Below are 22,803 nucleotides of genomic sequence, written 5' to 3'. Positions count from 1 at the left end.
ACCTAAGCATACACAGTCATGACTAAGGAGTGGTTATGCAGCATTTGATTTTTGTCTACGGCACGTTACGCAAGGGAGAGTACAACCATCAGTATTTGCGCTCGGCGCAGTTTCTTGGTTTACATGAAACGGATGCTCAATTTGCAATGTATGACTTAGGCCCTTATCCAGCGTTGTCTGATGGGCAACGCTCGATTCAAGGTGAAGTGTATCTGATTGATGATGAAACCTTATCTGAGCTAGATAGGTTAGAAGATGTGCCAGTGGAATATCGCCGAGAGAGCATCGCTACGCCTTTTGGCCAAGCTTGGATCTACTTATATCAAGATACTGAGCAATTAACCGAAGAAATCGCTTCCGGAGATTGGTGTCAAAAGGTGTGAGCTATACTGACATTATCAATAGCAACGAGCTAAACACTAAGGAGTCGCGATGAAAGCATTCGTAATTGGAGTAATGGCGTTGCTTCTTGCTGCATGCGCACAAACAACACTACCGACTTCGAATAATGTGACCGATTGGCAAGTGTTTGGTAAGCAGTCAGCTTTAGATGGATTACGGGAGTTATCTGAGGAGCGAATTGCGAAGCTGGATGATGTTAACCATGCGACGCCAGAACTGATAATGGCTTATCAAGCGGGTTACCAGCAAGGCAAACAAGAGTATTGTGAGCAAAGTGCTTATATGCTCGGTGTTATCGGGCGGCCGTATTTTGGCATTTGTGATGATGTTGACCCCTTCTTTCAACATGACTACGACGCTGGACGAATGTCTTCAGCAGGCGCACCTATCTAGTTGACACAGGTAAGATGAAAGCAAAAGAGCTGCCCTAGAGCAGCTCTTTTTAATTTTGTATCAGCAGTGATACTTATTTTTTCTGAGCTCGCTCGTAAGATTCTAGGATTTCAGCTTTGGCGGCAGCAACATCTGCCCAACCATCCACTTTCACCCATTTGCCTGCTTCAAGCTCTTTGTAACGCTCAAAGAATTGCGTGATCTGCGCTTTCAGTAGTTCTGGGATATCGCCCACATCTTGGATGTGCTCGTACTCTTTCGAGATTTTTGAGTGGGGAACCGCAAACACTTTTGCATCTTCACCCGATTCATCTGTCATCTTCAAAACGCCAACAGGACGGCAGCGAATGACTGAACCTGGCATGAGTGGGTATGGTGTTGGTACCAATACGTCGACTGGGTCGCCATCAAGAGACAGGGTATTGTTCACGTAGCCATAGTTGCATGGGTAGAACATTGGTGCAGACATGAAACGGTCGACAAATACAGCACCAGAGTCTTTATCTACTTCGTACTTGATTGGATCTGCATTTGCAGGAATTTCGATAACGACATAGATATCTTCAGGCAGCGACTTGCCTGCTGGTACATGGTTTAAGCTCATTAGAATATTCCTTTTCATTAACGATGAGTCACACAAAAGCGGCTTCATCTGATGATAAATTCGCGTTTCACTTTAGCGACAAAAACGCGGCAGGTAAACACCTGCCGCGTTGGACAAAGGTCTGAAATTATTCTTCGTCGCGGTGCAGTTCAAGGAACTCTTCAACTTTGCGAACCATGTTCTTCGAACCCACAAAGAAAGGTACACGCTGGTGCAACTCAGTAGGCTTGATGTCCATAATGCGATTCACGCCGTCCGATGCAATGCCCCCAGCTTGCTCAATGAGGAATGCCATAGGGTTACATTCGTAAAGCAGGCGTAGCTTGCCTTGTGGGTGGCTTTGTGTGCTTGGGTAAAGGTAGATACCACCTTTCAGTAGGTTGCGGTGGAAATCAGCAACCAGCGAGCCAATGTAGCGAGAAGTGTATGGGCGACCGTCTTCTGGCACGTTTTCTTGGCAGTACTTGATGTACTTCTTCACCCCTTGAGGGAAACGAATGTAATTACCTTCGTTGATGGAGTAGATCTTACCATCATCAGGAATCATCATGTTTTCATGAGAAAGACAGAAGCTGCCGATAGATGGGTCGTAAGTAAAGCCGTTTACGCCGTTACCAGTTGTGTATACCAACATGGTGGAGGAGCCGTAAATTACGTAGCCCGCAGCCACTTGTTTGTGACCAGGTTGTAGGAAGTCTTCTTCAGTTGGTGGAGTACCGATTGGAGAAACACGACGGTAAATCGAGAAGATAGTACCAACAGAGACGTTCACATCGATGTTAGAAGAGCCATCAAGTGGGTCCATCAGTACTACATATTTGGCGTTTTGGTTGAGTTCTTTATTGAACGCAACTGCTTCGTCTTCTTCTTCACTGGCAACGCCACACACTTGATCACGAGCTTCGAGCGCGGCTTTGAACTTATCGTTCGCGTAAACATCGAGCTTTTGCTGATCTTCACCTTGGACATTTTCCGTACCTACAGCACCAGTGATATCACCGAGACCCGCTGCGTTGATTTCGCGGTTAACGATTTTTGCAGCTAAACGAATGGAGGCTAAAAGGGATGATAGATCACCGCTAGCGTGGGGGAAATCCGCTTGTTTTTCGACAATGAACTCGCCTAGGGTGCGCAGTCCTGACATGGTTAATCCTTACATTTTCATTTCATTGGGGGTGGTGCGCAAGTGAGCATCTCTTTATGGATGTTAAACGATTGCGCTGGATGTAAGTTTAAGTCGCAGATCTTTTTAATGGTAATGAAGTAACTGTTTGAGATCTCAATTTATTTGTAGACTTGTTTGAGGGATTCATCAGTAAGCAAGAGGTTGTACAGTCTGTGTTCAACCTTGTCATATTTGTGAAAGGGACTGCAAGAAGAAGGCTAAAGTCACTCGCTTTTCAGGCGGTAATCGCGATAATGAAAGCATTAAAAAACGCATTACAAGGTTTAGTTTATGCACATTCATATCTTGGGTATCTGTGGCACATTTATGGGCGGCGCAGCGATTCTAGCGCGCCAATTAGGACATAAAGTCACTGGTTCTGATGCCAACGTTTATCCGCCAATGAGCACACTGCTTGAGTCTCAAGGTATTGAAATTATTGAAGGCTTTGACCCGTCTCAACTCGACCCTCAACCAGATCTTGTGGTGATTGGTAATGCGATGAGCCGTGGCAACCCTTGTGTCGAGCATGTGCTCAACACTAACATGCGCTACACCTCTGGTCCGCAGTGGCTCAACGAGTTTTTGCTGCATGATCGGTGGGTATTGGCGGTATCGGGTACACATGGGAAAACGACCACGTCGAGCATGCTTGCCTGGATACTTGAAGATTGTGGTTATCAACCGGGTTTCTTAGTCGGTGGGGTACTCGGTAACTTCGGAGTGTCTGCTCGTTTGGGTGAAAGCATGTTTTTTGTCGTTGAAGCGGACGAATATGACAGTGCTTTTTTCGATAAGCGTTCTAAGTTTGTGCATTACCATCCTCGCACTTTAATCATGAATAACCTTGAGTTCGATCATGCTGATATCTTCGATGATCTAGAGGCGATCAAGCGCCAATTCCATCATTTAGTGCGAACGGTTCCCGGCAATGGCTTAATCTTAGCTCCGAAGCAAGACCAAGCTTTGGCGGATGTATTAGAGCGTGGTTGCTGGACAGAAAAACAGTTCTCTGGTGAGAATGGTGACTGGCAAGCGCACAAATTAGTGCTTGATGGCTCAAAATTTGACGTTGCGTTGAAAGGCGAGAAGGTTGGTACCGTCGAATGGAATTTGGTGGGTGACCACAATGTGGATAATGCGCTGATGGCAATCGCTGCTGCACGACATGTTGGAGTCACTCCGGATCTTGCTTGCCAGGCATTAGGGCGTTTCATCAATACCAAGCGCCGTTTAGAGCTGAAAGGTGAAGAACAAGGTGTGACGGTTTACGATGATTTTGCGCATCACCCAACGGCAATTGAACTTACTGTCGGTGGTTTGCGTAACAAGGTAGGTGAAAAACGCATCCTAGCTGTGTTAGAGCCGCGTTCTGCCACCATGAAGCGTGGCGTACACAAAAACACACTTGCAGAGTCACTACACAGTGCAGATGAAGTCTTCTTGTTCCAGCCAGATAATATCGAGTGGTCTGTGCAAGACATTGCCGACCAATGCACACAGCCAGCGTTTGTCGATGCGGATATAGATAACTTTGTAGCCAAGATCGTCGAACGTGCGCGACCAGGTGACCAAATTCTAGTCATGAGCAACGGTGGCTTTGGTGGTATTCACGGAAAACTTCTTGAGCAGTTAAAACAAAAAGCCTGATTGATATGCAAAACAAAACACAACCCTCTCATAAAAAAGCCATCACGTTGGCATTAACGGGTGCTTCTGGTGCTCCCTACGGCCTTCGTCTTTTAGAATGCTTGGTTGCGGCGGATTATCATGTCTACGTTCTGATTTCTTCGGCAGCTCGTGTTGTGATGGCAACCGAGCATAATCTTAAGCTACCAAGTGGCCCAGAAGCGGCGCAGCAAGCATTGGTAGAGCACCTGAACTGCAATCGAAATAACATCACCGTTTGCGGTAAAGACGATTGGTTCTCGCCGGTTGCCTCTGGTTCTGCTGCACCCAAGCAAATGGTGGTTTGCCCATGCTCTGCGGGAAGCGTTGCAGCCATAGCACACGGTATGTCGGACAACTTGATCGAACGGGCCGCTGATGTAGTAATGAAAGAGCGCGGGCAGTTGTTGCTCGTGGTTCGCGAAACACCATTTTCAACGCTACATCTGGAGAACATGCACAAACTGTCGCAAATGGGCGTCACCATCATGCCAGCAGCTCCAGGCTTCTATCATCAGCCAAAGAGTATTGAAGACTTAGTGGATTTTATGGTGGCGAGAATTCTTGACCACTTAGGTATTGAGCAAGGTTTGGTGCCTCGTTGGGGTTATGACCAGCGCTCGTGAGCTGATTGTGTAACCACTCAAATACCTTTACAATCCATCCAACTCATCGGGGAGCAAACCCATTTAGCATTGAGTCAATCAATGCATTGGGGCGCTGAGACCTAAGTGTTTAACTAGGGACCCGTATTACCTGAACCAGATAATGCTGGCGTAGGAATTGAGTCTGGATATTGGAAGTCCTTAATAGCCGCCTCAAACCCTGTGCCGCTCAACTTATTTCTCTGAAATACTCATGGAGAGCGAGCAGTGAAACCCACTCTAAATCTGATTGCCCTAGCTGCAATCACCTCTACTTCAGCGTTTGCCGCTGAAAACACATTAACCATCTATACCTACGACTCTTTTGCCGCAGATTGGGGGCCGGGTCCTAAAATCGAGCAAGCTTTTGAAGCAAAATGTGGCTGTGACGTTAACTTCGTAGCGTTGGACGATGGTGTGTCGATTCTGAATCGTCTTCGTCTTGAAGGCGGTAATAGCAAAGCGGACATCGTATTAGGTTTGGATAACAATCTGATGGCAGAAGCGAAGAAAACCGATCTGCTTGCCGAGCACAATGTGGATACGGCTAACACAGTGTTACCAAACGGTTGGAGTGACACGACGTTTGTACCGTACGATTACGGCTACTTCGCGTTTGTGTACAACAAAGAGAAACTGGCTAATCCGCCGAAAAGCATGAAAGAGCTGGTGGAAACGCGCAACGATCTGAAAGTGATTTACCAAGATCCGCGGACTTCAACGCCGGGCCAAGGCTTAATGCTATGGATGAAATCTATTTATGGCGACGATGTGACGCAAGCGTGGCAGAAGCTAGCGAGCAAAACCGTAACGGTCACGAAAGGTTGGTCTGAGGCGTATTCTATGTTCCTCAATGGTGAGTCCGATTTAGTGCTTTCTTACACCACTTCACCTGCGTACCACTTAATTGCGGAAAACGATTCGAAGTTTGCGACGGCGAATTTTGCTGAAGGCCACTACATGCAAGTTGAAGTCGCCGCCAAAGTGAAAGGGGCAAAAAATTCAGAACTTGCTGATCAATTTATGAGTTTCATTTTAAGTGATGAGTTCCAATCGGCGATGCCAACGGGTAACTGGATGTACCCAGTCACTGACGTTGAGTTACCTAAAGGTTTTGAAACTTTGAGTGTTCCAAGCAAGTCGTTGAGCTTTAGTGCTGATGAAGTGGCAAAAATGCGTAAGTCTTGGATTCGCGAATGGCAAAGCGCATTGACGTTTTAGCTGACGTTTCCATCCTCATCTGAATGAGATAGGTTTTACCTTTGAATTCTGTTCCAAAAATAGGTTTAGGGGTCGCGATGATCATCGCGACCTTTGTTATTTCTGCCCTAGGTGCTTTGATTGTTCAAGCCCCTTCACTTGATGTGTCTGTGGTATGGGGCGACCCGTACTATCAACATGTCACCAAGTTCAGTTTCTACCAAGCGTTTCTTTCCACATTGCTCAGTGTTGGCTTTGCCATTCCAGTAGCGCACGCACTTTCGCGTCGCCAATTTATTGGTAAATCATTACTGCTTAAGCTGTTTGCATCGACACTGGTTTTGCCGGTTTTGGTTGGTGTTTTTGGGCTGTTAGCGATTTATGGCAACAGTGGTTTGTTGGCGCAGTGGTTGCAAAGTTTCGACACTAAACTGCCATTCTCTATTTACGGTTTGAACGGCATTTTACTCGCCCATGTGTTCTTTAATTTACCTTACGCGGCACGATTGCTTCTGCAAGCCTTGGAGTCTATTCCTGCCGAGCAGCATAAGCTTTGCGCGCATCTTGGGATGAGCCATTGGGATAAGTTTCGTTGGGTAGAATGGCCGCGTTTAAGGCAGCAGCTTCCCCACGTTTGTGGGTTGGTGTTTATGTTGTGCTTTACCAGTTTTGCCACTGTAATGGCGTTGGGGGGCGGGCCAAAATCCACCACCATTGAATTGGCCATTTACCAAGCGATTAAGTTTGATTTTGATTTACAAGCTGGGGCGTTATTGGCGCTGTGGCAGATGCTGTTATGTGGACTGCTTGCTATTGGAGTGCAGAAGTTAACAAGGCCTGTTTCTATCAGTGCTGGAAGCACATCGGTACAGCAATATTTAACGAAGGATCATGGGTGGTCAAAAGCTTGGGATAGCTTTTGGATCATAGGTGCCTTTTTACTGGTAATACCGCCGTTATTGATGGTGTTACTGAGTGGCATCAACCAACAAGTTTGGACAGTATTAACCGATGAGCGTTTTTGGTCTGCGCTATTGAACTCCCTCAAAGTCGCCTGTGTCGCTAGCGCGCTTGCGGTCGCTGCAGGGGTGTCCATACTATTGACCAGTCGCCGTTGGCGGTTGCAGTACAAAAACACGCGAGCCGATCAGATTGAGTTAATCGGCACCGTTATTTTGGTGACTCCAGGTCTGGTGATTAGCACCGGTTTATTCTTACTACTGCGCGCATTTACCGATGTTTTTAGCTTGGCATTTTTTGTCGTGATTTTGGTGAACGGTTTGATGGCTTTGCCTTACGTGATCAAAACGCTAGCGCAGCCAATGCTGCACATTGAACAACAGTATCAGTATGTATGTGCCAGCTTAGGCATGCGTGGCTGGCAACGGTTTAAAGTGGTGGAGTGGCAGGCGCTACGCAAGCCGTTTGCACATGCGTTTGCGATCAGCTTTATGTTTGCAATAGGGGATTTAAGTGCCATAGCACTGTTTGGTGGACAAGAGTTTCGTACCTTACCTCTGTATTTGTTCCAGTTGCTTGGCAGTTATCAGATGGACGCAGCTGCGGTGGTATCGGTGACCCTATTGTTGTTGAGTGTGGGCTGTTTTGCCTTGATTGAGAAAGTATTGAAAACGAAGGAGAGAGCGTAATGTTAGTGTTGGATGATGTGCAGTACACCTACCAACGTGAACTGTTTCGTTTTGACTTAACGATTGAGCAAGGACAGATTGTGTCGCTGATGGGACCAAGTGGGGCAGGGAAGTCAACCTTGCTGGCGTTGGTGGCAGGATTCATCCATCCTGACCGTGGTGATATTTGTGTTGATGGTGAGTCCATTGTGCGTAAAGAGCCTTATCTGCGTCCGTTCTCTATGTTGTTCCAAGAGCACAATTTGTTTGCTCACTTATCGGTGCGTGACAACATCGGTTTGGGCTTACACCCAGGGCTAAAGCTTACGGTGGACCAAAATCGTCAGATTGAACAAGCCGCGCAGCAAGTTGGTGTTGCAGAGTACCTCGACCGTTTGCCAGAGCATCTTTCTGGTGGCCAGCGTCAACGTGTTGCCTTAGCGCGTTGTTTTGTTCAGCCTCATCCCATGTGGCTATTGGATGAGCCGTTCTCGGCGCTTGATCCGGTGTTGCGTGAAGAGATGCTGAGCTTGGTAAAAAAACTCGCAGCAGAGCGGGGAATAACTGTATTGATGGTCACGCACCATTTAAGCGATGCCAAAGCGATTGCCAGCCACTTTGTGTTTGTGGCAGATGGTAAAGTGGAAGCCGCGGGTGATATGTCTGCATTGAGTGAACAGCATGCTAGTGAGAAGCTTGCGGCATTTATCCGAGCAGCATGCTAGTGCCTGATAGTTGCTAGGTTATGCTTCTCCGCAACACAAACCATGCCGAGGGCCAAATTCAAATTGAGATCTTAAGCTCATGATATGGTCAATCATTGCTTGTACACGCCGTGGGCGGTTTGCTCCAGGACGATACACTAAATAAATAGGCATTGGTACCGTGTGCCATTGCGGTAACACTCTGACTAAGGTGCCACTTTCTAGCTCTTGCGTCATGTTCTGCACAGGTAAGTTCGCGATGCCTAGTCCTTTAAGTGCGCCTTTCAATATTGCTTCTACAGTTGTACTTGAGAAGTTACTGGTTATTGAAACATTGACGGTATTATCGTGTGAGATCAGCGTCCAAGGTCCTATTTCTGAAACATATTGATACCTCAAACAGTTATGTTTTGTCAGGTCTTCTGGCGTTTCAGGTACGCCGAACTCAGCTAAATACTCAGGGCTAGCAGCCAGGACTCGAGTGGTATAGCCTAATTTTTTCGCGATTAATCGATCATCAACTATCTGACCGACTCTAATTGCCATATCAAAGCCGTGTGAAAACAGATCAACAAAATCGTTCGATGCTTCTAACGCAATTTGTACTTTTGGCCATTGTTTTAAAAATGGCAAAAAGATGTGCTCCGCCATATACGCATCCAACGCTGGTGGCGCGGAAATACGCAGCCGGCCTTGGATCTGTTGTTCCATCTCCTGAACGTCATGGCCAATTGAGTGGAATTCCTCAACTAAGCTTGCAGCACGCTCTAAAACCATTTGGCCAGCTTCGGTGATCACTAACTTTCGGGTTGTGCGCTCTAGCAGTTTGGCTTCAAAGTGTTGTTCGAGTTTGGTTATGGCTTTGCTAACAGTAGATTTTGGTAGGTTTAACTCCAGTGCGCACTTGGTTAAGCTCAGTAGTCGACAGCTTGTGACAAAGATAGAAAGCGTTCTAAAGTCAATTGTTTCTAAATTGCGAACAATCACTTTCAATTATCCATATTGTTTCAATATTAATCTGATTATAGTCTGGCACCTCATCCTTAGCCATCAAGTTATTGTCATTTGAGGTAAACAACATGTCCAACTCTGTAGACTTATTTTCTCCTATCGAACTCGGTCAATTAGCATTAGATAACCGTGCCATTATGGCGCCTTTAACGCGAGCTCGTGCTGGTGCGGACCATATTCCTAATGACCTTATGGTTGAATACTACGCTCAACGTGCGAGTGCCGGACTTATCATTGCTGAATGCACCATGGTGATGGAAGGTACGTCTGCTTTCATGGCAGAGCCGGGCATTTACAGCGAAGAGCAAATCGCAGCTTGGAAAAAGGTAACGGATGCGGTTCATGAGAGAGGCGGTAAGATTGTACTGCAAATTTGGCATGCGGGACGAGCTTGTCATCCTGATCTGAATGAAGGAAAAACACCTGTAGCGGCGAGCGCATTGGCCATTCGTGATGAATTAGTCCATACCCCTTCGGGTAAGCAAGCATATACGGTACCACGAGCACTCGAAGTGGATGAGATAGCTTCCATTGTTGCGGCGTTTAAACAAGGTGCAGAAAACGCCAAGAAAGCCGGCTTTGATGGGGTCGAGATACATGGCGCCAATGGTTATCTTATTGATAACTTCCTTCGTGACGGTTCAAATTTACGTACCGATGAATACGGTGGCTCGGTTGAAAATCGTGCTCGATTTTTACTTGAGATAGTGAAAGAAGTCGTTGAGGTGTGGGGACCTGGAAGAGTCGGTCTGCGTACATCTCCGCTAAATGGATTTAATGACATGAAAGACAGTGATCCAGTTGGCTTGGTGCGTTACTTAGCAGAGCAACTTAATTCTTTCGATCTTGCTTATTGGCACGTGATGCGTGCGGATCTGAAAGGCGTACAAAAAGCAGATGTTCTCAAGCCAGCACGCGAAAACTATAAAGGTCACTTAATGGCGAACGTGGGCTACAGTGCACAAGAAGCGGCAACAGCAATTGCAGAAAACAAAGTTGATGTGGTCGCATTTGGCGTTCCCTTTATCGCAAACCCAGATTTAGTTGAGCGATTTAAGAAAAATGCACCTCTTAATGAGGCGAAACCAGAACACTTTTATTTGGGTGGAGCAGAAGGTTATACCGATTACCCAATGATGGCATAACCCTTACTTGTTTAATATAAAAAGGACGCTAATGTTAGCGTCCTTTTTCGTTTCTGTATTTACTTAGCCTTGCGGTTTTACGACCATCACATTGATTGGAGAATATTCCACAACCTTACTCGCGACAGAGCCAAGCATTACTTTATTGATTTTAGAGCGCTTGTGACTTGGCATAATGATGAGATCAGCGCCTAAACGTTCTGCATAATCAAGAATGGTCGCGTAGGCCTTGCCTTCAGCAACATGCACTTGGTAAACCACATCTTCAGCAATATGCTCATTAGCGAAAGTTTTTAGTTGCTGCTTCACGTCTTGCTTCATTTTGGCCGCAGCATCTTTCGGAAAGTATGTGGCAACCATCGACATGTGAATACCAGGTAGTACCGTCAGAAGATGGATTTGAGCATTTGCTTGCTTTGCCTGCCAAACCGCTAGTTCAACCGCTCGGTCTGAAAAGCCTTGGTCATTTAGATCAACCGGAACAAGAATTTGTTTGTACATTCAATGTCTCTCATTAAGGCCCCTTTATCCTCGGGGCCAAATCGGTTATGCGCTCAATTGTTCCTTACGAGCACGACGTTTTTGGTTCATGGCAAGCACCAGCAAAATCATTAAGCATGGTACAAACACCCACTCTTTCATCGGACGGTCTGCATCCTGGATAACCCACTTGATTTCCCAATCAAAGTCGATACCTGCGGACTCTGCTGGACTACCAAATTCAACCATATCGACAATCATTTTGTTGTCACTTTCGGTCAGCATCAGACCCATAGATGAAATACGTGCGTCTGCTGTTGTCGCACTGTCTTCGAATGGAAGACGAACCGTTTTCTCAATGTAGTCGCCCTCAAGGTTTTCACCGGCAACACGTAACTCCAATGATTCTCCTACATTTAGTGTTTCCGTGATTTGAGCTACCTCAACGCCAGGAGAAAGAACTTTCGCTGGGTACAGCATGTCCCACCAAAAACCTGGACGGAAAAACGAAAACGTCAGTACTAATAATAGGACTGTTTCCCACCACTTGTTACGCGTGAACCACCACCCTTGAGTTGCCGCAGAGAATATCAGCATTGCAATGATCGATGAGATGACCGTGAGTGCCAAATGCCACCAAGAGTCGATCCCCATTAACAATAACTGGGTATTGAACACAAACATGAACGGCAAAATAGCGGTTCGAATATCGTAAGTAAAACCTTGGATACCGGTACGAATTGGATCTGATTTCGCAATTGCGGCTGCTGCAAAAGCTGCAAGACCTACAGGTGGGGTATCATCGGCCAAAATACCAAAGTAGAAAACGAACAAGTGCACCGCTATCAACGGAATAATCAAGCCATGCGCCGCGCCGAGCGTAACAATAACCGGCGCCATTAGCGTAGAGACCACGATGTAGTTCGCCGTTGTTGGCAGACCCATCCCCAGAACCAAGCTAATGATGGCGGTAAACAGCAGCATAAGAATGATACTGCCACCAGAGATAAACTCGACGAAGTCGGTCATCACTAGGCCGATACCCGTTAGTGTAACAACACCAACAACGGTGCCCGCTGCCGCGGTTGCAACGCCGATACCAATCATATTACGCGCACCAGAAACTAAGCTCTCGGCAAGATCGACAAAGCCATCTTTGGTTTGCTGAAGCATGTCACCTTGCTTTGACAGCAGTGCAATCAACGGACGTTGAGTCAGCAAAATGAAAATCATGAACACCGTTGCCCAGAATGCCGAAAGGCCAGGTGAGAAACGTTCGACAGTCAAACACCAAACCAATACGACGATAGGGAGTAGGTAGTGCAAGCCTGACTTAACGGTTGGGCCAGGATCAGGTACTTCTGTTAATTCTGCATCAATCTCAATTGCGCCATCTTGCACGTGATTTGCTGAGACTTTCACCAACCCAACGTACGCGATTAATAGTGCGACGGTAACAATTGGTGTCGCGGCATCGCCAAAGACGTCCTTTGTCCAACCCACTCCGTAGTAAACCAATGCGCTGATCACACACAATCCTAAGATTGTGCCAGTAAAGGACAGCAGACTTTGTACTAGTGTTGGGTTGTGGCGACGAGGAAGGCCTGTCATGCCTGCTTTACATGCTTCAAGGTGAACAATGTAAATTAAAGCAATATAAGAGATTAGCGCTGGAAGTAGGGCAGCTTTAATCACCTCAACGTAGGAGATACCGACGTATTCCACCATCAAAAATGCTGCTGCACCCATGATTGGCGGTGTTAACTGACCATTGGTTGAAGCCGCTACCTCTACCGCACCCGCTTTTGTGCCGGGAAAGCCAACACGCTTCATCAGTGGAATGGTAAAGGTGCCAGTTGTTACTACGTTTGCGATTGAAGAACCAGAAACCAGACCAGATAAACCTGATGCAACAACGGCCGCTTTAGCTGGACCACCTTTCATATGGCCAAGCAACGAGAAGGCAACTTTAATGAAGTAAGCACCAGCACCAGCGCGTTCCAGCATTGCTCCAAACAATACAAACAAGAAGACAAAAGAGGTAGAAACACCTAGCGCAACTCCAAATACGCCTTCAGTTGTTAGCCACAAGTGAGACATGGCCTTGTTCAAGCTTGCCCCTTTGTGCGCGATAACGTCAGGCATGTAAGGGCCTGCAAAGGTGTAAGTAAGGAAAACAGCAGCCACGACCATTAATGGTGGACCAAGTGCTCGGCGTGTTGCTTCTAAAAGGAGGAGCATACCGATAACAGCAACAACGATATCAACTGTTGTCGGTGCGCCTGAGCGTCCTGCTAGCTCGGTATAAAAAAGGTATATATAGGCTGCTGAAAAGCTGCCAGCCAACGCGAGTATCCAATCAACAAGAGGGATATGATCGCGAGGAGAATTCTTCATCGCTGGATAAGCAGTGAAAGCCAAAAAGATCGCGAAAGTAAGGTGGATAGATCGCGCTTCCGTGTCGTTCAGTACGCCAAAATTGAAAATAAATGGTAACGGGGATGCGTACCATAATTGAAATAGTGACCAACACAGAGGAACAAACCAAAGGATTCGTCCTTGCATTCCCGAAGGGCTACGTGCACCTGTGTCTGCCTGAGCCACCATTTCTTGCACATCTTGTGACGGAGCTTGATTCGTCGCCATGTACTTTTTCCTTATTATTGATGGTCCTGTCTGATTTTTATCGAGAACCACACTTCGCCTCTATCAGTGTAGTGAATGGAGCGAAGTTTGCTTTCGAGTATTTTGCTGCCTGAACTCAAAGTGTTGATTGTTGGATACTCTGTTAGGCGGCGTTTAAGTTTTCTTGGGTATGAGCTCGCAGTTTTCAGAAGAAAACTGGCGAATGAAGCATATAGTTAGAACGTGCTACAACCTGTATGCTCAAACAGGCAGAAAATATTCTTTCCTGCCTGTATGTAGAGTCTGAGGTAATTACTTAATTAGACCCATTTCTTTGTAGTATTTTTCTGCACCTGGGTGAAGAGGAATAGAAAGACCAGCTTTCACCATGTCTTCTTTCTTCAAGTTTGCGAATGCAGGGTGTAGACGTTTGAAGGTATCAAAGTTTTCAAACACAGCTTTTGCCACGTTGTAAGCGACATCGTCTGAAACATCAGAGGTCGTTACCATTGTTGCTGCAACACCAAAGCTGTTTACGTCTTTGTCTGTACCGCGGTACATACCAGCCGGTACTGAGCTAAAGGCGTAGTATGGGTTGTCGGCAACAATTTTATCGATTTTAGGGCCTGTTGCTGAAACTAGCTTCGCATCACATGATGTGGTTGCTTCTTTGATTGAACCGTTCGGGTGGCCGACCATGTAAATGAAGGCGTCAATTTTGTTATCACAAAGTGCCTGAGAGCGTTCAGAGCCTTTTAGCTCAGACGCCAATTTGAAGCTGTCGTTTGTCCAACCCATCGCTTCCATGACAACGCCCATCGTTGCACGGTCACCAGAGCCTGGGTTACCGATGTTTACTCGCTTACCTTTCAGGTCTTCAACGTTTTCAATACCTGAATCTGCACGCGCAATGATGTTGAAAGGTTCTGTATGAAGAGAGAACATTGCGCGTAGCTTCTTGTACGGGCCTTGTTCTTCAAACTTGCTCGTACCGTTGTAGCCGTGGTACTGCCAATCCGATTGCACGATACCAAAATCTAATTCGCCTGCACGGATAGTGTTAACGTTGTAAATTGAGCCACCAGTCGATTCTACTGAACAACGGATGTTGTGGTCTTTACGACCTTTATTTACCAACTTACAGATAGCACCACCAGTTGGGTAGTAAACACCTGTCACAGAGCCAGTACCGATGGTAATAAACTCTTGAGCGTTAACTGCGCCTGCGCCCATTACGGCTGCAGCGATAGCGCCTACTTTGAGAAGTTTGTTAAATGCCATGAATTTCCCTTCCTTATATTCATTATTTACCCGGAAATAACCATAAATCACTTCTGGAGTTTCCTATTTGGAAACGGCACCTTTTTCAATCCAATCGTTTGAAAAAGCGAGCGAATCATAACAAAAAATTGGCAGAAAATTATCCAATTGTTAAATGTTATAGTTGATAAGTCTGAATTTTGTATCAGGGGATAGGATTCAATTTGTGATTTAATTCTTTTTATAACAATTACTTAATTAACGTTTAGTAACTGAAATGAAAAAGATCAATTGCGTGATGTTAATCACAAAATGGGTGGTTAAAGAACGAGCGGAGTAAGCAAAAAATTTACATAAATTATGGGCTACAAAATGAGACTTCTTTTATAACCCACAATGAGTTAGCTGATTGAAGCTTTATAGAACTTAACCAGTATATTCGAACAGCTCGCACACTGATTTGAAGAGTTGCTCAGTCGTAATTGCCATGGTTGGCGTAATGAAAATGGTATCGTCACCCGCGACAACGCCAAGAATACCTTCGGATTTACCGAGTGAATCAAGCAAGCGAGCAATCAACTGTGCTGCACCTGGGCCGGTGTGAATTACCACTAACGCTGCATTACGATCGATGTCTAGTACCAGTTCACGCAGAGAGCTGCTGACTGTTGGGACACCTAGCTCAGCAGGAAGACAGTAAACCATTTCCATTTTTGCATTGCGCGTACGGACGGCGCCAAATTTAGTCAGCATACGTGAGACTTTAGATTGGTTGATACTCTCAAACCCTTGCTGTTTGAGTGCGTCAACAATCTCGCCCTGTGAGCCAAAGCTTTCTTCTTTTAACAGGGCTTTAAAGGCGCGAACTAAGTTGTCTTGTTTTTCTGAATTGCGCATAGTCATTACAAATCTCTTATTACGGGTCAGCAATTTTGCATATTCTCGCATATATATTCAGGCGGTGCCAAAGAGTCCCAGGATTATGTTAGATGCGTCACTGTAAACTATATACCACATAGAATTCTTTAGCGCGCTGAAGTAGGGCTGTATCTGTTTTCTTGAATTCCTTGTCATTTCAACAGAATAAAAGAATAATCCAAGCCCCATTTGTAGCACGGTAACAGCGAGTTGCGCGAGGTCGCAAAGCTAGCGTTAATTGATTGTAATCAAGTTGTGATTCCGATAGCTTTATTTAAGTTGGTTACAAACTACCCTACGAATACGTTTATAAGAGAAATACTCTCAAGGAGAACTACATGAAAGTAGCCGTTATTGGTGCCGCTGGTGGCATCGGTCAAGCCCTGGCCCTTCTACTTAAGAACCGTCTTCCTGCTGGTTCTGATCTAGCCCTATATGATATTGCTCCAGTAACTCCTGGTGTGGCCGCTGATCTTAGCCACATCCCTACGCCAGTTTCTATCAAAGGTTACGCTGGTGAAGATCCTACTCCAGCACTAGAAGGCGCGGATGTTGTGCTAATTTCTGCTGGTGTTGCGCGTAAGCCAGGTATGGATCGTGCGGATCTATTTAATGTAAACGCTGGTATCGTTAAATCGCTAGCGGAGAAGATTGCGGTTGTTTGTCCGAAAGCTTGTGTTGGTATCATCACAAACCCTGTAAATACAACAGTGCCAATTGCTGCTGAAGTTCTTAAAAAAGCGGGTGTTTATGATAAGCGTCGTCTATTTGGTGTAACAACGTTGGATGTTATCCGTTCAGAAACGTTTGTTGCTGAGCTAAAAGACAAAGATCCAGGTGACGTTCGCGTGCCAGTAATTGGTGGTCACTCTGGCGTAACGATCTTACCTCTACTGTCTCAAGTGGAAGGTGTTGAGTTTACAGCTGAAGAAGTAGAAGCATTAACGAAACGTATTCAAAATGCAGGTACTGAAGTTGTAGAAGCGAAAGCGGGTGGTGGTAGTGCAACACTATCAATGGGCCAAGCTGCATGTCGCTTTGGTCTGTCTCTGGTTCGTGCTCTTCAAGGTGAAGAAGGCGTAGTTGAGTGCGCTTACGTTGAAGGCGACGGCGAACACGCGACTTACTTTGCGCAACCTGTGAAACTGGGTAAAGAAGGCGTTGAAGAAGTACTAAGCTACGGCAAACTCAGCGATTACGAAAAGTCTGCATTAGACGGTATGCTAGAAACACTAAATGGCGACATCAACATTGGTGTTGAATTCGCAAAGTAATCTAGAAAGCCTATATAAGAAGAAAGCCGATCATTTTGATCGGCTTTTTTGATCCTTGATTTCTCAACTTCGTAAAAATGGTCGAATAAAACCACGTAGTGAAGGAGAAGATGATGGAAGCGAGTCGAATCCGTAAAGGCATGGTTGTTGAGTGCCAACAAGGCGTCGGTACGATATTAGTGGTCGACCATGAAGCAGAGACGGTATTGTTGTCCAAACAAGGGACTGAACAGCAACTCGCCGTTAGCTTTGATGAAATAGAAGATGATCCACAACTGCATGGCGGTAGTGACAGATATTACTAGCGCCTCGGGCGTCGTCATTAGGTATCAAACGTAAAAAAGGAAGAGTATGCTCTTCCTTTTTGCTATAAGTCTTGCGTTATGGGTAGCTATTGATTACTTCGTGCGTTGTACTGCGACATGAGCCAGAGTAACAAGCGCTTGTTTGTATTCAGACTCTGGCAACACTGATAGTTCTGCGATTGCTTTGTCTGCTTCTTCTAGAGCTTTTTGCGTTGTGTATTCCAGAGAGCCTGCTTCTTTCATGACCGCAAGAATTTCTTCTAAGCGATCCATGCCATTCGCTTTCTCAATCGCTTCACGAATCATGATGGCGTTTTCTGGTGTGGTATTACGCATAGCATGGAGTAGAGGTAAAGTTGGCTTGCCTTCGGCCAAGTCATCACCCACATTTTTACCCATGTCTTCGCCATCAGAAGTGTAATCCATGACGTCATCAATGAGCTGAAACGCAGTGCCTAGATACTTACCGTAATTTTGCATTGCGATTTCCACATGCTCAGGAGCATCATTTAAGATTGCACCGATTTGAGTTGCGGATTCAAATAAGCGCGCAGTCTTAGAGTAGATGACTTGCATGTAGCTTTCTTCTGTCGTGTCAGGGTCGTTACAGTTCATCAACTGCTGTACTTCACCTTCGGCGATCACGTTTACGGCATTGCTCATTAGTTTAAGGATCTTCATGGATCCTAGTTCCGTCATCATCTGAAATGAGCGTGTATAGATAAAGTCCCCAACTAATACGCTAGCCGCATTGCCAAATGCTGCATTCGCAGTGGCTTTACCACGGCGCATGTCTGATTCATCTACCACGTCATCATGCAGCAAAGTCGCTGTATGGATGAACTCAATAAACGCAGCTGCCATTGTATGACCATTGCCTTGGTAACCAAGTGCACGGGCTGACAGTATCGCTAAAAGCGGTCTTAGACGTTTGCCTCCACCACTCACGATATAAAAACCGAGCTGGTTGATTAAAGAGACATCAGAATTAAGTTGGGCTTGAATTGTTTCATTCACTTTTGCCATGTCATCGGCAGTAAGCGCTTGGATAGTTTTAAAATCCATCGTATATCCGGCTGAAGTTAGACCCTGCAAGGCTTATTCGATTTATATAATTGTCGAATAATACACTAAAAAACGTTGATTAATACATTACTAAAGGGCATGATTGCCGCACTTTTCTTTGGCGATTAGCTTTTCGCCAATTTTTTCAAAATATGGCTTGTCATAGGAGCATCTATTCTGTAGAATCTGCGCCCTATTGATGATTAGTTTAGCGCACACCCTCAAGAAAGGCTGTGCGGAAAAAGCGGAGTAAAATATGTACGCTGTTTTCCAATCTGGTGGTAAACAACACCGTGTAAGCGAAGGTCAAACTCTTCGTTTAGAGAAATTAGACGTTGAAACTGGTGCAACTGTAGAATTTGATAAAGTTCTTCTTGTTGCTAACGGCGAAGACATCAAAGTTGGTGCTCCTCTTGTAGAGGGCGGCAAAATTGTTGCTGAAGTTGTACAACACGGTCGTGGCGATAAAGTTAAAATCGTTAAGTTCCGTCGTCGTAAGCACTCTCGTAAGCAACAGGGTCACCGTCAGTGGTTCACTGAAGTGAAGATCACTGGTATCAACGCTTAATCTATTAGGAGAGTTTAACAATGGCACACAAAAAAGCTGGTGGTTCTACTCGTAACGGCCGCGATTCAGAAAGCAAACGTCTAGGTGTTAAGCGTTTCGGTGGTGAATCTGTACTTGCAGGTAACATCATCGTTCGTCAACGTGGTACTAAGTTCCACGCTGGTAACAACGTAGGTATCGGTAAAGACCACACTCTATTCGCTCTTACTGAAGGTAAAGTGAAGTTCGAAGTGAAAGGTCCTAAGAACCGTAAGTTTGTAAGCATCGAAGCTGAGTAATTAGGTTTTTAACCAAATTACTTAATAGCTTTAAGCTGAATTCAAAAGCCCTGCCGAATCGGCGGGGTTTTTTATTTGTGGCAGTCGACATATCGAAGTTTCTCGCTAAGATCCTAAGCGATTTGAATCTGGGAGCTTAGATCTGTCATCTGCTAAAATTGTCGGATGACATAGTAAGATTTAATCCACGCACGAAGTAGTCGGAGTAAAAGATGAAGTTCGTAGATGAAGCGGTAGTAAAAGTTCAGGCTGGTGATGGCGGTAGTGGCGTTGTCAGTTTCTGGCGTGAAAAATTCATCACTAAAGGTGGCCCTGATGGCGGTGATGGCGGTGACGGTGGTGATGTTTATATCCAAGCTGATGAAAACCTAAATACCCTGATTGATTACCGTTTCCAGCGCTTCTACGAAGCTGAGCGTGGTGAAAACGGTCGCGGTGGTAACTGTACAGGTAAGCGTGGTAAAGACATCGTTCTTCGTGTACCTGTGGGTACGCGCGCTGTGGATATCCACACAAATGAAATCGTGGCGGAAGTTGCTGAACACGGTAAGAAAGTGATGATCGCAAAAGGCGGTTGGCACGGTCTAGGTAACACGCGTTTCAAATCTTCAGTAAACCGCGCGCCTCGTCAGAGAACATTGGGTACAAAAGGTGAAGTACGCGAAATTCGCCTTGAGCTATTGCTTCTTGCTGATGTGGGTATGCTTGGTCTACCTAATGCTGGTAAATCAACCTTTATCCGCGCAGTATCAGCAGCAAAACCGAAAGTCGCTGATTACCCATTCACGACTTTGATCCCAAGCTTGGGTGTCGTAAGTGTCGTACCAGAGAAAAGTTTTGTTGTTGCAGACATCCCTGGTTTGATCGAGGGTGCAGCAGATGGCGCTGGCCTTGGTATTCGATTCTTGAAGCACTTAGAGCGTTGTCGAGTGTTGCTGCACATGATCGATATTATGCCAATTGATCAGTCCGATCCGGTGCAAAATGCATTGACGATCATTGATGAACTAGAACAATACAGCGAAAAACTGGCAAGTAAGCCGCGCTGGTTAGTGTTCAACAAAGTTGATCTAATGCCTGAAGAAGAAGCGAATGAGAAGATCCAAGAAATCTTAGACGCACTAGGTTGGGAAGACGAGTACTTTAAGATCTCGGCGATCAATCGTAACGGTACTAAAGAGCTTTGTTACAAACTGGCTGACTTTATGGATAACCTACCTCGCGAAGAGGAAGAAGTGGCTGAAGAAGATAAAGTTAACTTCATGTGGGATGATTACCATAAAGATGCGATGGCGGGTAAAGACGTTATCACTGAAGATGACGACGACGATTGGGATGACTGGGACGATGAAGAAGATGACGGTCACGTTGTCTACGTTCGTGACTAATCAGAACGGTCAAACAATGCCTGTTTGCCTATAATTCATTAAGCCGCAATTATTTATTGCGGCTTTTTTTGTATCTAAATCATATTTAGGTGATGTGATTTACGGCACAATAACCGATACGTCGTGTTTTTTGAGGGTTAGTTTGGCCCTCGCGCGTATGAATGAGTAACACCCTAAAAGGAATTAGACTTATTTATGACTCTAGAAACCATACCGCCTAGAGAGTTGGCGGTATCTACTCAACGATCGATTTCTCGTCTTGTCGCCCAAGCCGGACAAATGCTACTTGCTCATGGTGCTGAAAGTACTCTTGTGAGCGATATTATGCGTCGTATTGGCCTAGCTTGTGGGGTGAATGAAGTTGCGGTAGCACTATCAGCTAATGCATTGGTTGTGACGACGGTAATGGATGGGCATTGCATCACCACCACCCGAAGCTGCGCTGATCGTGGCATCAATATGCGCGTTATTACGCAAATTCAACGAATCTGTATCATGATGGAGCGTGGTTTGCTCGATGCAACCATGGCGCAGAAAAAGCTGAACGCTATCAGTCCAGAGCGTTATAACCGCTGGTTGGTGGTGTTTATGATTGGCTTGTCTTGTGCGGCATTCAGTCATCTAGCTGGTGGTGATTGGGGAGTATTCATTATGACCTTTTTAGCTTCAGCTGGTGGCATGATCGTTCGCCAAGAAATTGGTCATCGTCATTTCAACCCTCTATTGAACTTTGCTGCGACCGCTTTTGTGACCACCTTAATTTCAGCACAGGCGGAAATTTACCAAATCGGTAATCTACCTACCGTAGCAATGGCATCGTCAGTATTAATGCTTGTACCTGGTTTCCCACTCATTAACTCTGTCGCAGATATGTTGAAAGGCCACATTAATATGGGGATTGCTCGATTTGTGATGGCTAGTTTACTAACGTTGGCGACATGTTTGGGGATCGTTGCTGCGATGAGTGTAACTGGAATTTGGGGGTGGGCAATCTAATGAGTTTATTTGAATTGATGTTTGGCCTTTTGAATGACATGTTTTTTGCGGCGATTCCCGCTGTAGGATTTGCATTGGTTTTTAACGTACCACAAAGAGCTTTAGTGTATTGCGCTGTTGGTGGCGCGATTGGTCATGGTAGCCGCTACTTGATGATGCAGTTTGGCATTCCTATTGAGTGGGCAACCTTTTTTGCTGCGACGTTAGTTGGGATGATTGGTGTGTACTGGTCTCACCGTTTTCTCGCGCATCCAAAAGTGTTTACTGTGGCTGCTTTGATCCCGATGGTGCCGGGTGTGTTTGCGTACAAAGCAATGATCGCTATGGTAGAAATCAATCATGTTGGCTACTCACCCGAGCTTGTCGCAACCTGTATGGAAAACTTTCTTAAGGCCATGTTTATTATTGCAGGTTTAGCTGTTGGTCTTGCGGTTCCAGGGCTGTTATTCTATCGCCGCAGACCAATTGTATAAGGACCTAACATGATCATTAGTATGATTGCCGCTATGGCCGACAATCGCATCATTGGCAAAGACAATCAAATGCCTTGGCATCTTCCCGCCGATTTCGCTTGGTTTAAGCGTTGTACCATGGGAAAACCGGTTGTGATGGGACGCAAAACCTATGAGTCTATTGGTCGCCCTTTACCAGGTCGCTTGAATATTGTTATTAGCCGTGATGAGACACTAAAGATCGAAGGCGTCACTACCGTAACATCGATTGAGCAGGCTCTGGAAGTCGCAGGTGATGTGGAAGAAGTGATGATCATTGGTGGTGGTGCGATTTACACCACTTGTCTGCCTATGGCCAATAAACTGTATGTAACACACATTGAAGCGGCCATTGATGGTGATACTCAGTTCCCAGATTGGGGAGACGAGTTTAAGGAAACTTACTCAGAAATGTATCAAGCCGATGAGAAGAACGCCTACAACATGCGCTTTACTGTGTTAGAAAAGTAATTCGAGATTAACACCGCGTAGTTAATACGGTAATGCCGTTCGTATAACAGCGAGCGGCCATCCCAACCTACCGTCATCCTGAAAAGCGACGAAAGAGCGAGATTCAGGAGCCTCTATACG

Annotated in this window: 24 protein-coding genes and 1 riboswitch; of the genes, 16 read left to right on the top strand and 8 right to left on the bottom strand. The window is 45.7% G+C overall.

Translation table 11 applies throughout. From position 1 onward, the window contains the following. The first annotated feature begins 35 nt into the window (after positions 1-35). Both R7M72_RS07100 and R7M72_RS07095 read left to right on the top strand, forming a co-directional pair. Positions 36-383 (top strand): gamma-glutamylcyclotransferase, encoded by a 348-nt coding sequence (locus R7M72_RS07100; RefSeq protein WP_053303337.1) that lies wholly within the window; start codon positions 36-38, stop codon positions 381-383. A 49-nt stretch (positions 384-432) separates the two neighbouring features. Next, a complete protein-coding gene (locus R7M72_RS07095; protein WP_017633454.1) occupies positions 433-795 on the top strand; it encodes a DUF2799 domain-containing protein in 363 nt (120 codons plus the stop codon). A gap of 73 nt (positions 796-868) precedes the next feature. Here R7M72_RS07095 and ppa read toward each other — a convergent pair whose 3' ends face one another. Both ppa and fbp read right to left on the bottom strand, forming a co-directional pair. Next, the gene (gene ppa / locus R7M72_RS07090; protein ID WP_054574250.1) at positions 869-1,399 is read right to left on the bottom strand and encodes an inorganic diphosphatase; all 531 of its coding nucleotides are present in this window, start codon (positions 1,397-1,399) and stop codon (positions 869-871) included. Positions 1,400-1,526: 127 nt separating this feature from the next. Then, positions 1,527-2,543 (bottom strand): class 1 fructose-bisphosphatase, encoded by a 1,017-nt coding sequence (fbp, locus tag R7M72_RS07085; RefSeq protein WP_005383114.1) that lies wholly within the window; start codon positions 2,541-2,543, stop codon positions 1,527-1,529. Between the two features lie 312 nt (positions 2,544-2,855). Here fbp and mpl point away from each other — a divergent pair, with 312 nt between their 5' ends. The 5 genes from mpl (at position 2,856) to thiQ (ending at position 8,429) form a co-directional block, all read left to right on the top strand. After that, positions 2,856-4,214: a UDP-N-acetylmuramate:L-alanyl-gamma-D-glutamyl-meso-diaminopimelate ligase gene (mpl, locus tag R7M72_RS07080; RefSeq protein WP_053303335.1), complete on the top strand. Its 1,359-nt coding sequence runs from the start codon at positions 2,856-2,858 to the stop codon at positions 4,212-4,214. Positions 4,215-4,219: 5 nt separating this feature from the next. Continuing rightward, on the top strand, positions 4,220-4,858 hold the full coding sequence (locus R7M72_RS07075; protein WP_005379640.1) for a flavin prenyltransferase UbiX: 639 nt from the start codon (positions 4,220-4,222) through the stop codon (positions 4,856-4,858). 37 nt (positions 4,859-4,895) lie between these two features. After that, positions 4,896-5,032, top strand: a riboswitch (TPP riboswitch). A gap of 72 nt (positions 5,033-5,104) precedes the next feature. Then, complete coding sequence (thiB, locus tag R7M72_RS07070; protein WP_047101920.1) at positions 5,105-6,097, top strand: thiamine ABC transporter substrate binding subunit; 993 nt, start codon at positions 5,105-5,107, stop codon at positions 6,095-6,097. A gap of 41 nt (positions 6,098-6,138) precedes the next feature. Beyond that, the gene (gene thiP, locus R7M72_RS07065; RefSeq protein ID WP_017820277.1) at positions 6,139-7,725 is read left to right on the top strand and encodes a thiamine/thiamine pyrophosphate ABC transporter permease ThiP; all 1,587 of its coding nucleotides are present in this window, start codon (positions 6,139-6,141) and stop codon (positions 7,723-7,725) included. Further along, positions 7,725-8,429 (top strand): thiamine ABC transporter ATP-binding protein, encoded by a 705-nt coding sequence (gene thiQ / locus R7M72_RS07060; RefSeq protein WP_005379648.1) that lies wholly within the window; start codon positions 7,725-7,727, stop codon positions 8,427-8,429. The genes thiP and thiQ overlap by 1 nt, the downstream gene beginning before the upstream one ends. A gap of 18 nt (positions 8,430-8,447) precedes the next feature. Here thiQ and R7M72_RS07055 read toward each other — a convergent pair whose 3' ends face one another. After that, positions 8,448-9,395: a LysR family transcriptional regulator gene (locus tag R7M72_RS07055; protein WP_005379650.1), complete on the bottom strand. Its 948-nt coding sequence runs from the start codon at positions 9,393-9,395 to the stop codon at positions 8,448-8,450. A 92-nt stretch (positions 9,396-9,487) separates the two neighbouring features. Here R7M72_RS07055 and R7M72_RS07050 point away from each other — a divergent pair, with 92 nt between their 5' ends. Next, on the top strand, positions 9,488-10,564 hold the full coding sequence (locus tag R7M72_RS07050; protein WP_005379652.1) for an alkene reductase: 1,077 nt from the start codon (positions 9,488-9,490) through the stop codon (positions 10,562-10,564). Between the two features lie 63 nt (positions 10,565-10,627). Here R7M72_RS07050 and R7M72_RS07045 read toward each other — a convergent pair whose 3' ends face one another. From R7M72_RS07045 to argR, 4 genes are all read right to left on the bottom strand, one after another. Then, a complete protein-coding gene (locus tag R7M72_RS07045) occupies positions 10,628-11,065 on the bottom strand; it encodes a universal stress protein (RefSeq protein WP_005379654.1) in 438 nt (145 codons plus the stop codon). 45 nt (positions 11,066-11,110) lie between these two features. Beyond that, positions 11,111-13,690: a TRAP transporter permease gene (locus tag R7M72_RS07040; RefSeq protein WP_017820274.1), complete on the bottom strand. Its 2,580-nt coding sequence runs from the start codon at positions 13,688-13,690 to the stop codon at positions 11,111-11,113. Positions 13,691-13,981: 291 nt separating this feature from the next. Continuing rightward, positions 13,982-14,950, bottom strand: coding sequence for a TAXI family TRAP transporter solute-binding subunit (locus R7M72_RS07035; RefSeq protein WP_005379657.1), 969 nt, complete (start codon positions 14,948-14,950; stop codon positions 13,982-13,984). Between the two features lie 405 nt (positions 14,951-15,355). Next, complete coding sequence (argR, locus tag R7M72_RS07030; protein WP_005379659.1) at positions 15,356-15,826, bottom strand: transcriptional regulator ArgR; 471 nt, start codon at positions 15,824-15,826, stop codon at positions 15,356-15,358. A gap of 359 nt (positions 15,827-16,185) precedes the next feature. Here argR and mdh point away from each other — a divergent pair, with 359 nt between their 5' ends. Then, the gene (gene mdh, locus R7M72_RS07025; RefSeq protein WP_005379660.1) at positions 16,186-17,121 is read left to right on the top strand and encodes a malate dehydrogenase; all 936 of its coding nucleotides are present in this window, start codon (positions 16,186-16,188) and stop codon (positions 17,119-17,121) included. 113 nt (positions 17,122-17,234) lie between these two features. Beyond that, positions 17,235-17,426, top strand: coding sequence for a hypothetical protein (locus tag R7M72_RS07020; protein ID WP_005379661.1), 192 nt, complete (start codon positions 17,235-17,237; stop codon positions 17,424-17,426). Positions 17,427-17,519: 93 nt separating this feature from the next. On the opposite strand, the gene ispB is transcribed toward R7M72_RS07020, so the two are convergent. Next, positions 17,520-18,491: an octaprenyl diphosphate synthase gene (gene ispB, locus R7M72_RS07015; RefSeq protein WP_005383097.1), complete on the bottom strand. Its 972-nt coding sequence runs from the start codon at positions 18,489-18,491 to the stop codon at positions 17,520-17,522. 256 nt (positions 18,492-18,747) lie between these two features. Here ispB and rplU point away from each other — a divergent pair, with 256 nt between their 5' ends. From rplU to folA, 6 genes are all read left to right on the top strand, one after another. Further along, on the top strand, positions 18,748-19,059 hold the full coding sequence (rplU, locus tag R7M72_RS07010; protein ID WP_005383096.1) for a 50S ribosomal protein L21: 312 nt from the start codon (positions 18,748-18,750) through the stop codon (positions 19,057-19,059). A gap of 20 nt (positions 19,060-19,079) precedes the next feature. Further along, on the top strand, positions 19,080-19,337 hold the full coding sequence (gene rpmA / locus R7M72_RS07005) for a 50S ribosomal protein L27 (RefSeq protein ID WP_005383095.1): 258 nt from the start codon (positions 19,080-19,082) through the stop codon (positions 19,335-19,337). Between the two features lie 212 nt (positions 19,338-19,549). Continuing rightward, the gene (gene cgtA / locus R7M72_RS07000) at positions 19,550-20,725 is read left to right on the top strand and encodes an Obg family GTPase CgtA (RefSeq protein ID WP_005383091.1); all 1,176 of its coding nucleotides are present in this window, start codon (positions 19,550-19,552) and stop codon (positions 20,723-20,725) included. 195 nt (positions 20,726-20,920) lie between these two features. Further along, the gene (locus tag R7M72_RS06995; protein ID WP_005383089.1) at positions 20,921-21,721 is read left to right on the top strand and encodes a threonine/serine exporter family protein; all 801 of its coding nucleotides are present in this window, start codon (positions 20,921-20,923) and stop codon (positions 21,719-21,721) included. Then, complete coding sequence (locus tag R7M72_RS06990; RefSeq protein ID WP_053306852.1) at positions 21,721-22,194, top strand: threonine/serine exporter family protein; 474 nt, start codon at positions 21,721-21,723, stop codon at positions 22,192-22,194. The genes R7M72_RS06995 and R7M72_RS06990 overlap by 1 nt, the downstream gene beginning before the upstream one ends. A gap of 9 nt (positions 22,195-22,203) precedes the next feature. Further along, positions 22,204-22,683: a type 3 dihydrofolate reductase gene (gene folA / locus R7M72_RS06985; RefSeq protein ID WP_005379666.1), complete on the top strand. Its 480-nt coding sequence runs from the start codon at positions 22,204-22,206 to the stop codon at positions 22,681-22,683. Positions 22,684-22,803 lie beyond the last annotated feature (120 nt).

Origin of the sequence: Vibrio sp. YT-18, assembly GCF_033337345.1 — a bacterium.
In the GTDB taxonomy this organism is placed as follows: Bacteria; Pseudomonadota; Gammaproteobacteria; order Enterobacterales; family Vibrionaceae; genus Vibrio; species Vibrio alginolyticus.
The sequence above is the reverse complement of the archived record's forward strand: the minus strand, read 5'-3'. Positions and strand labels throughout refer to the sequence as shown.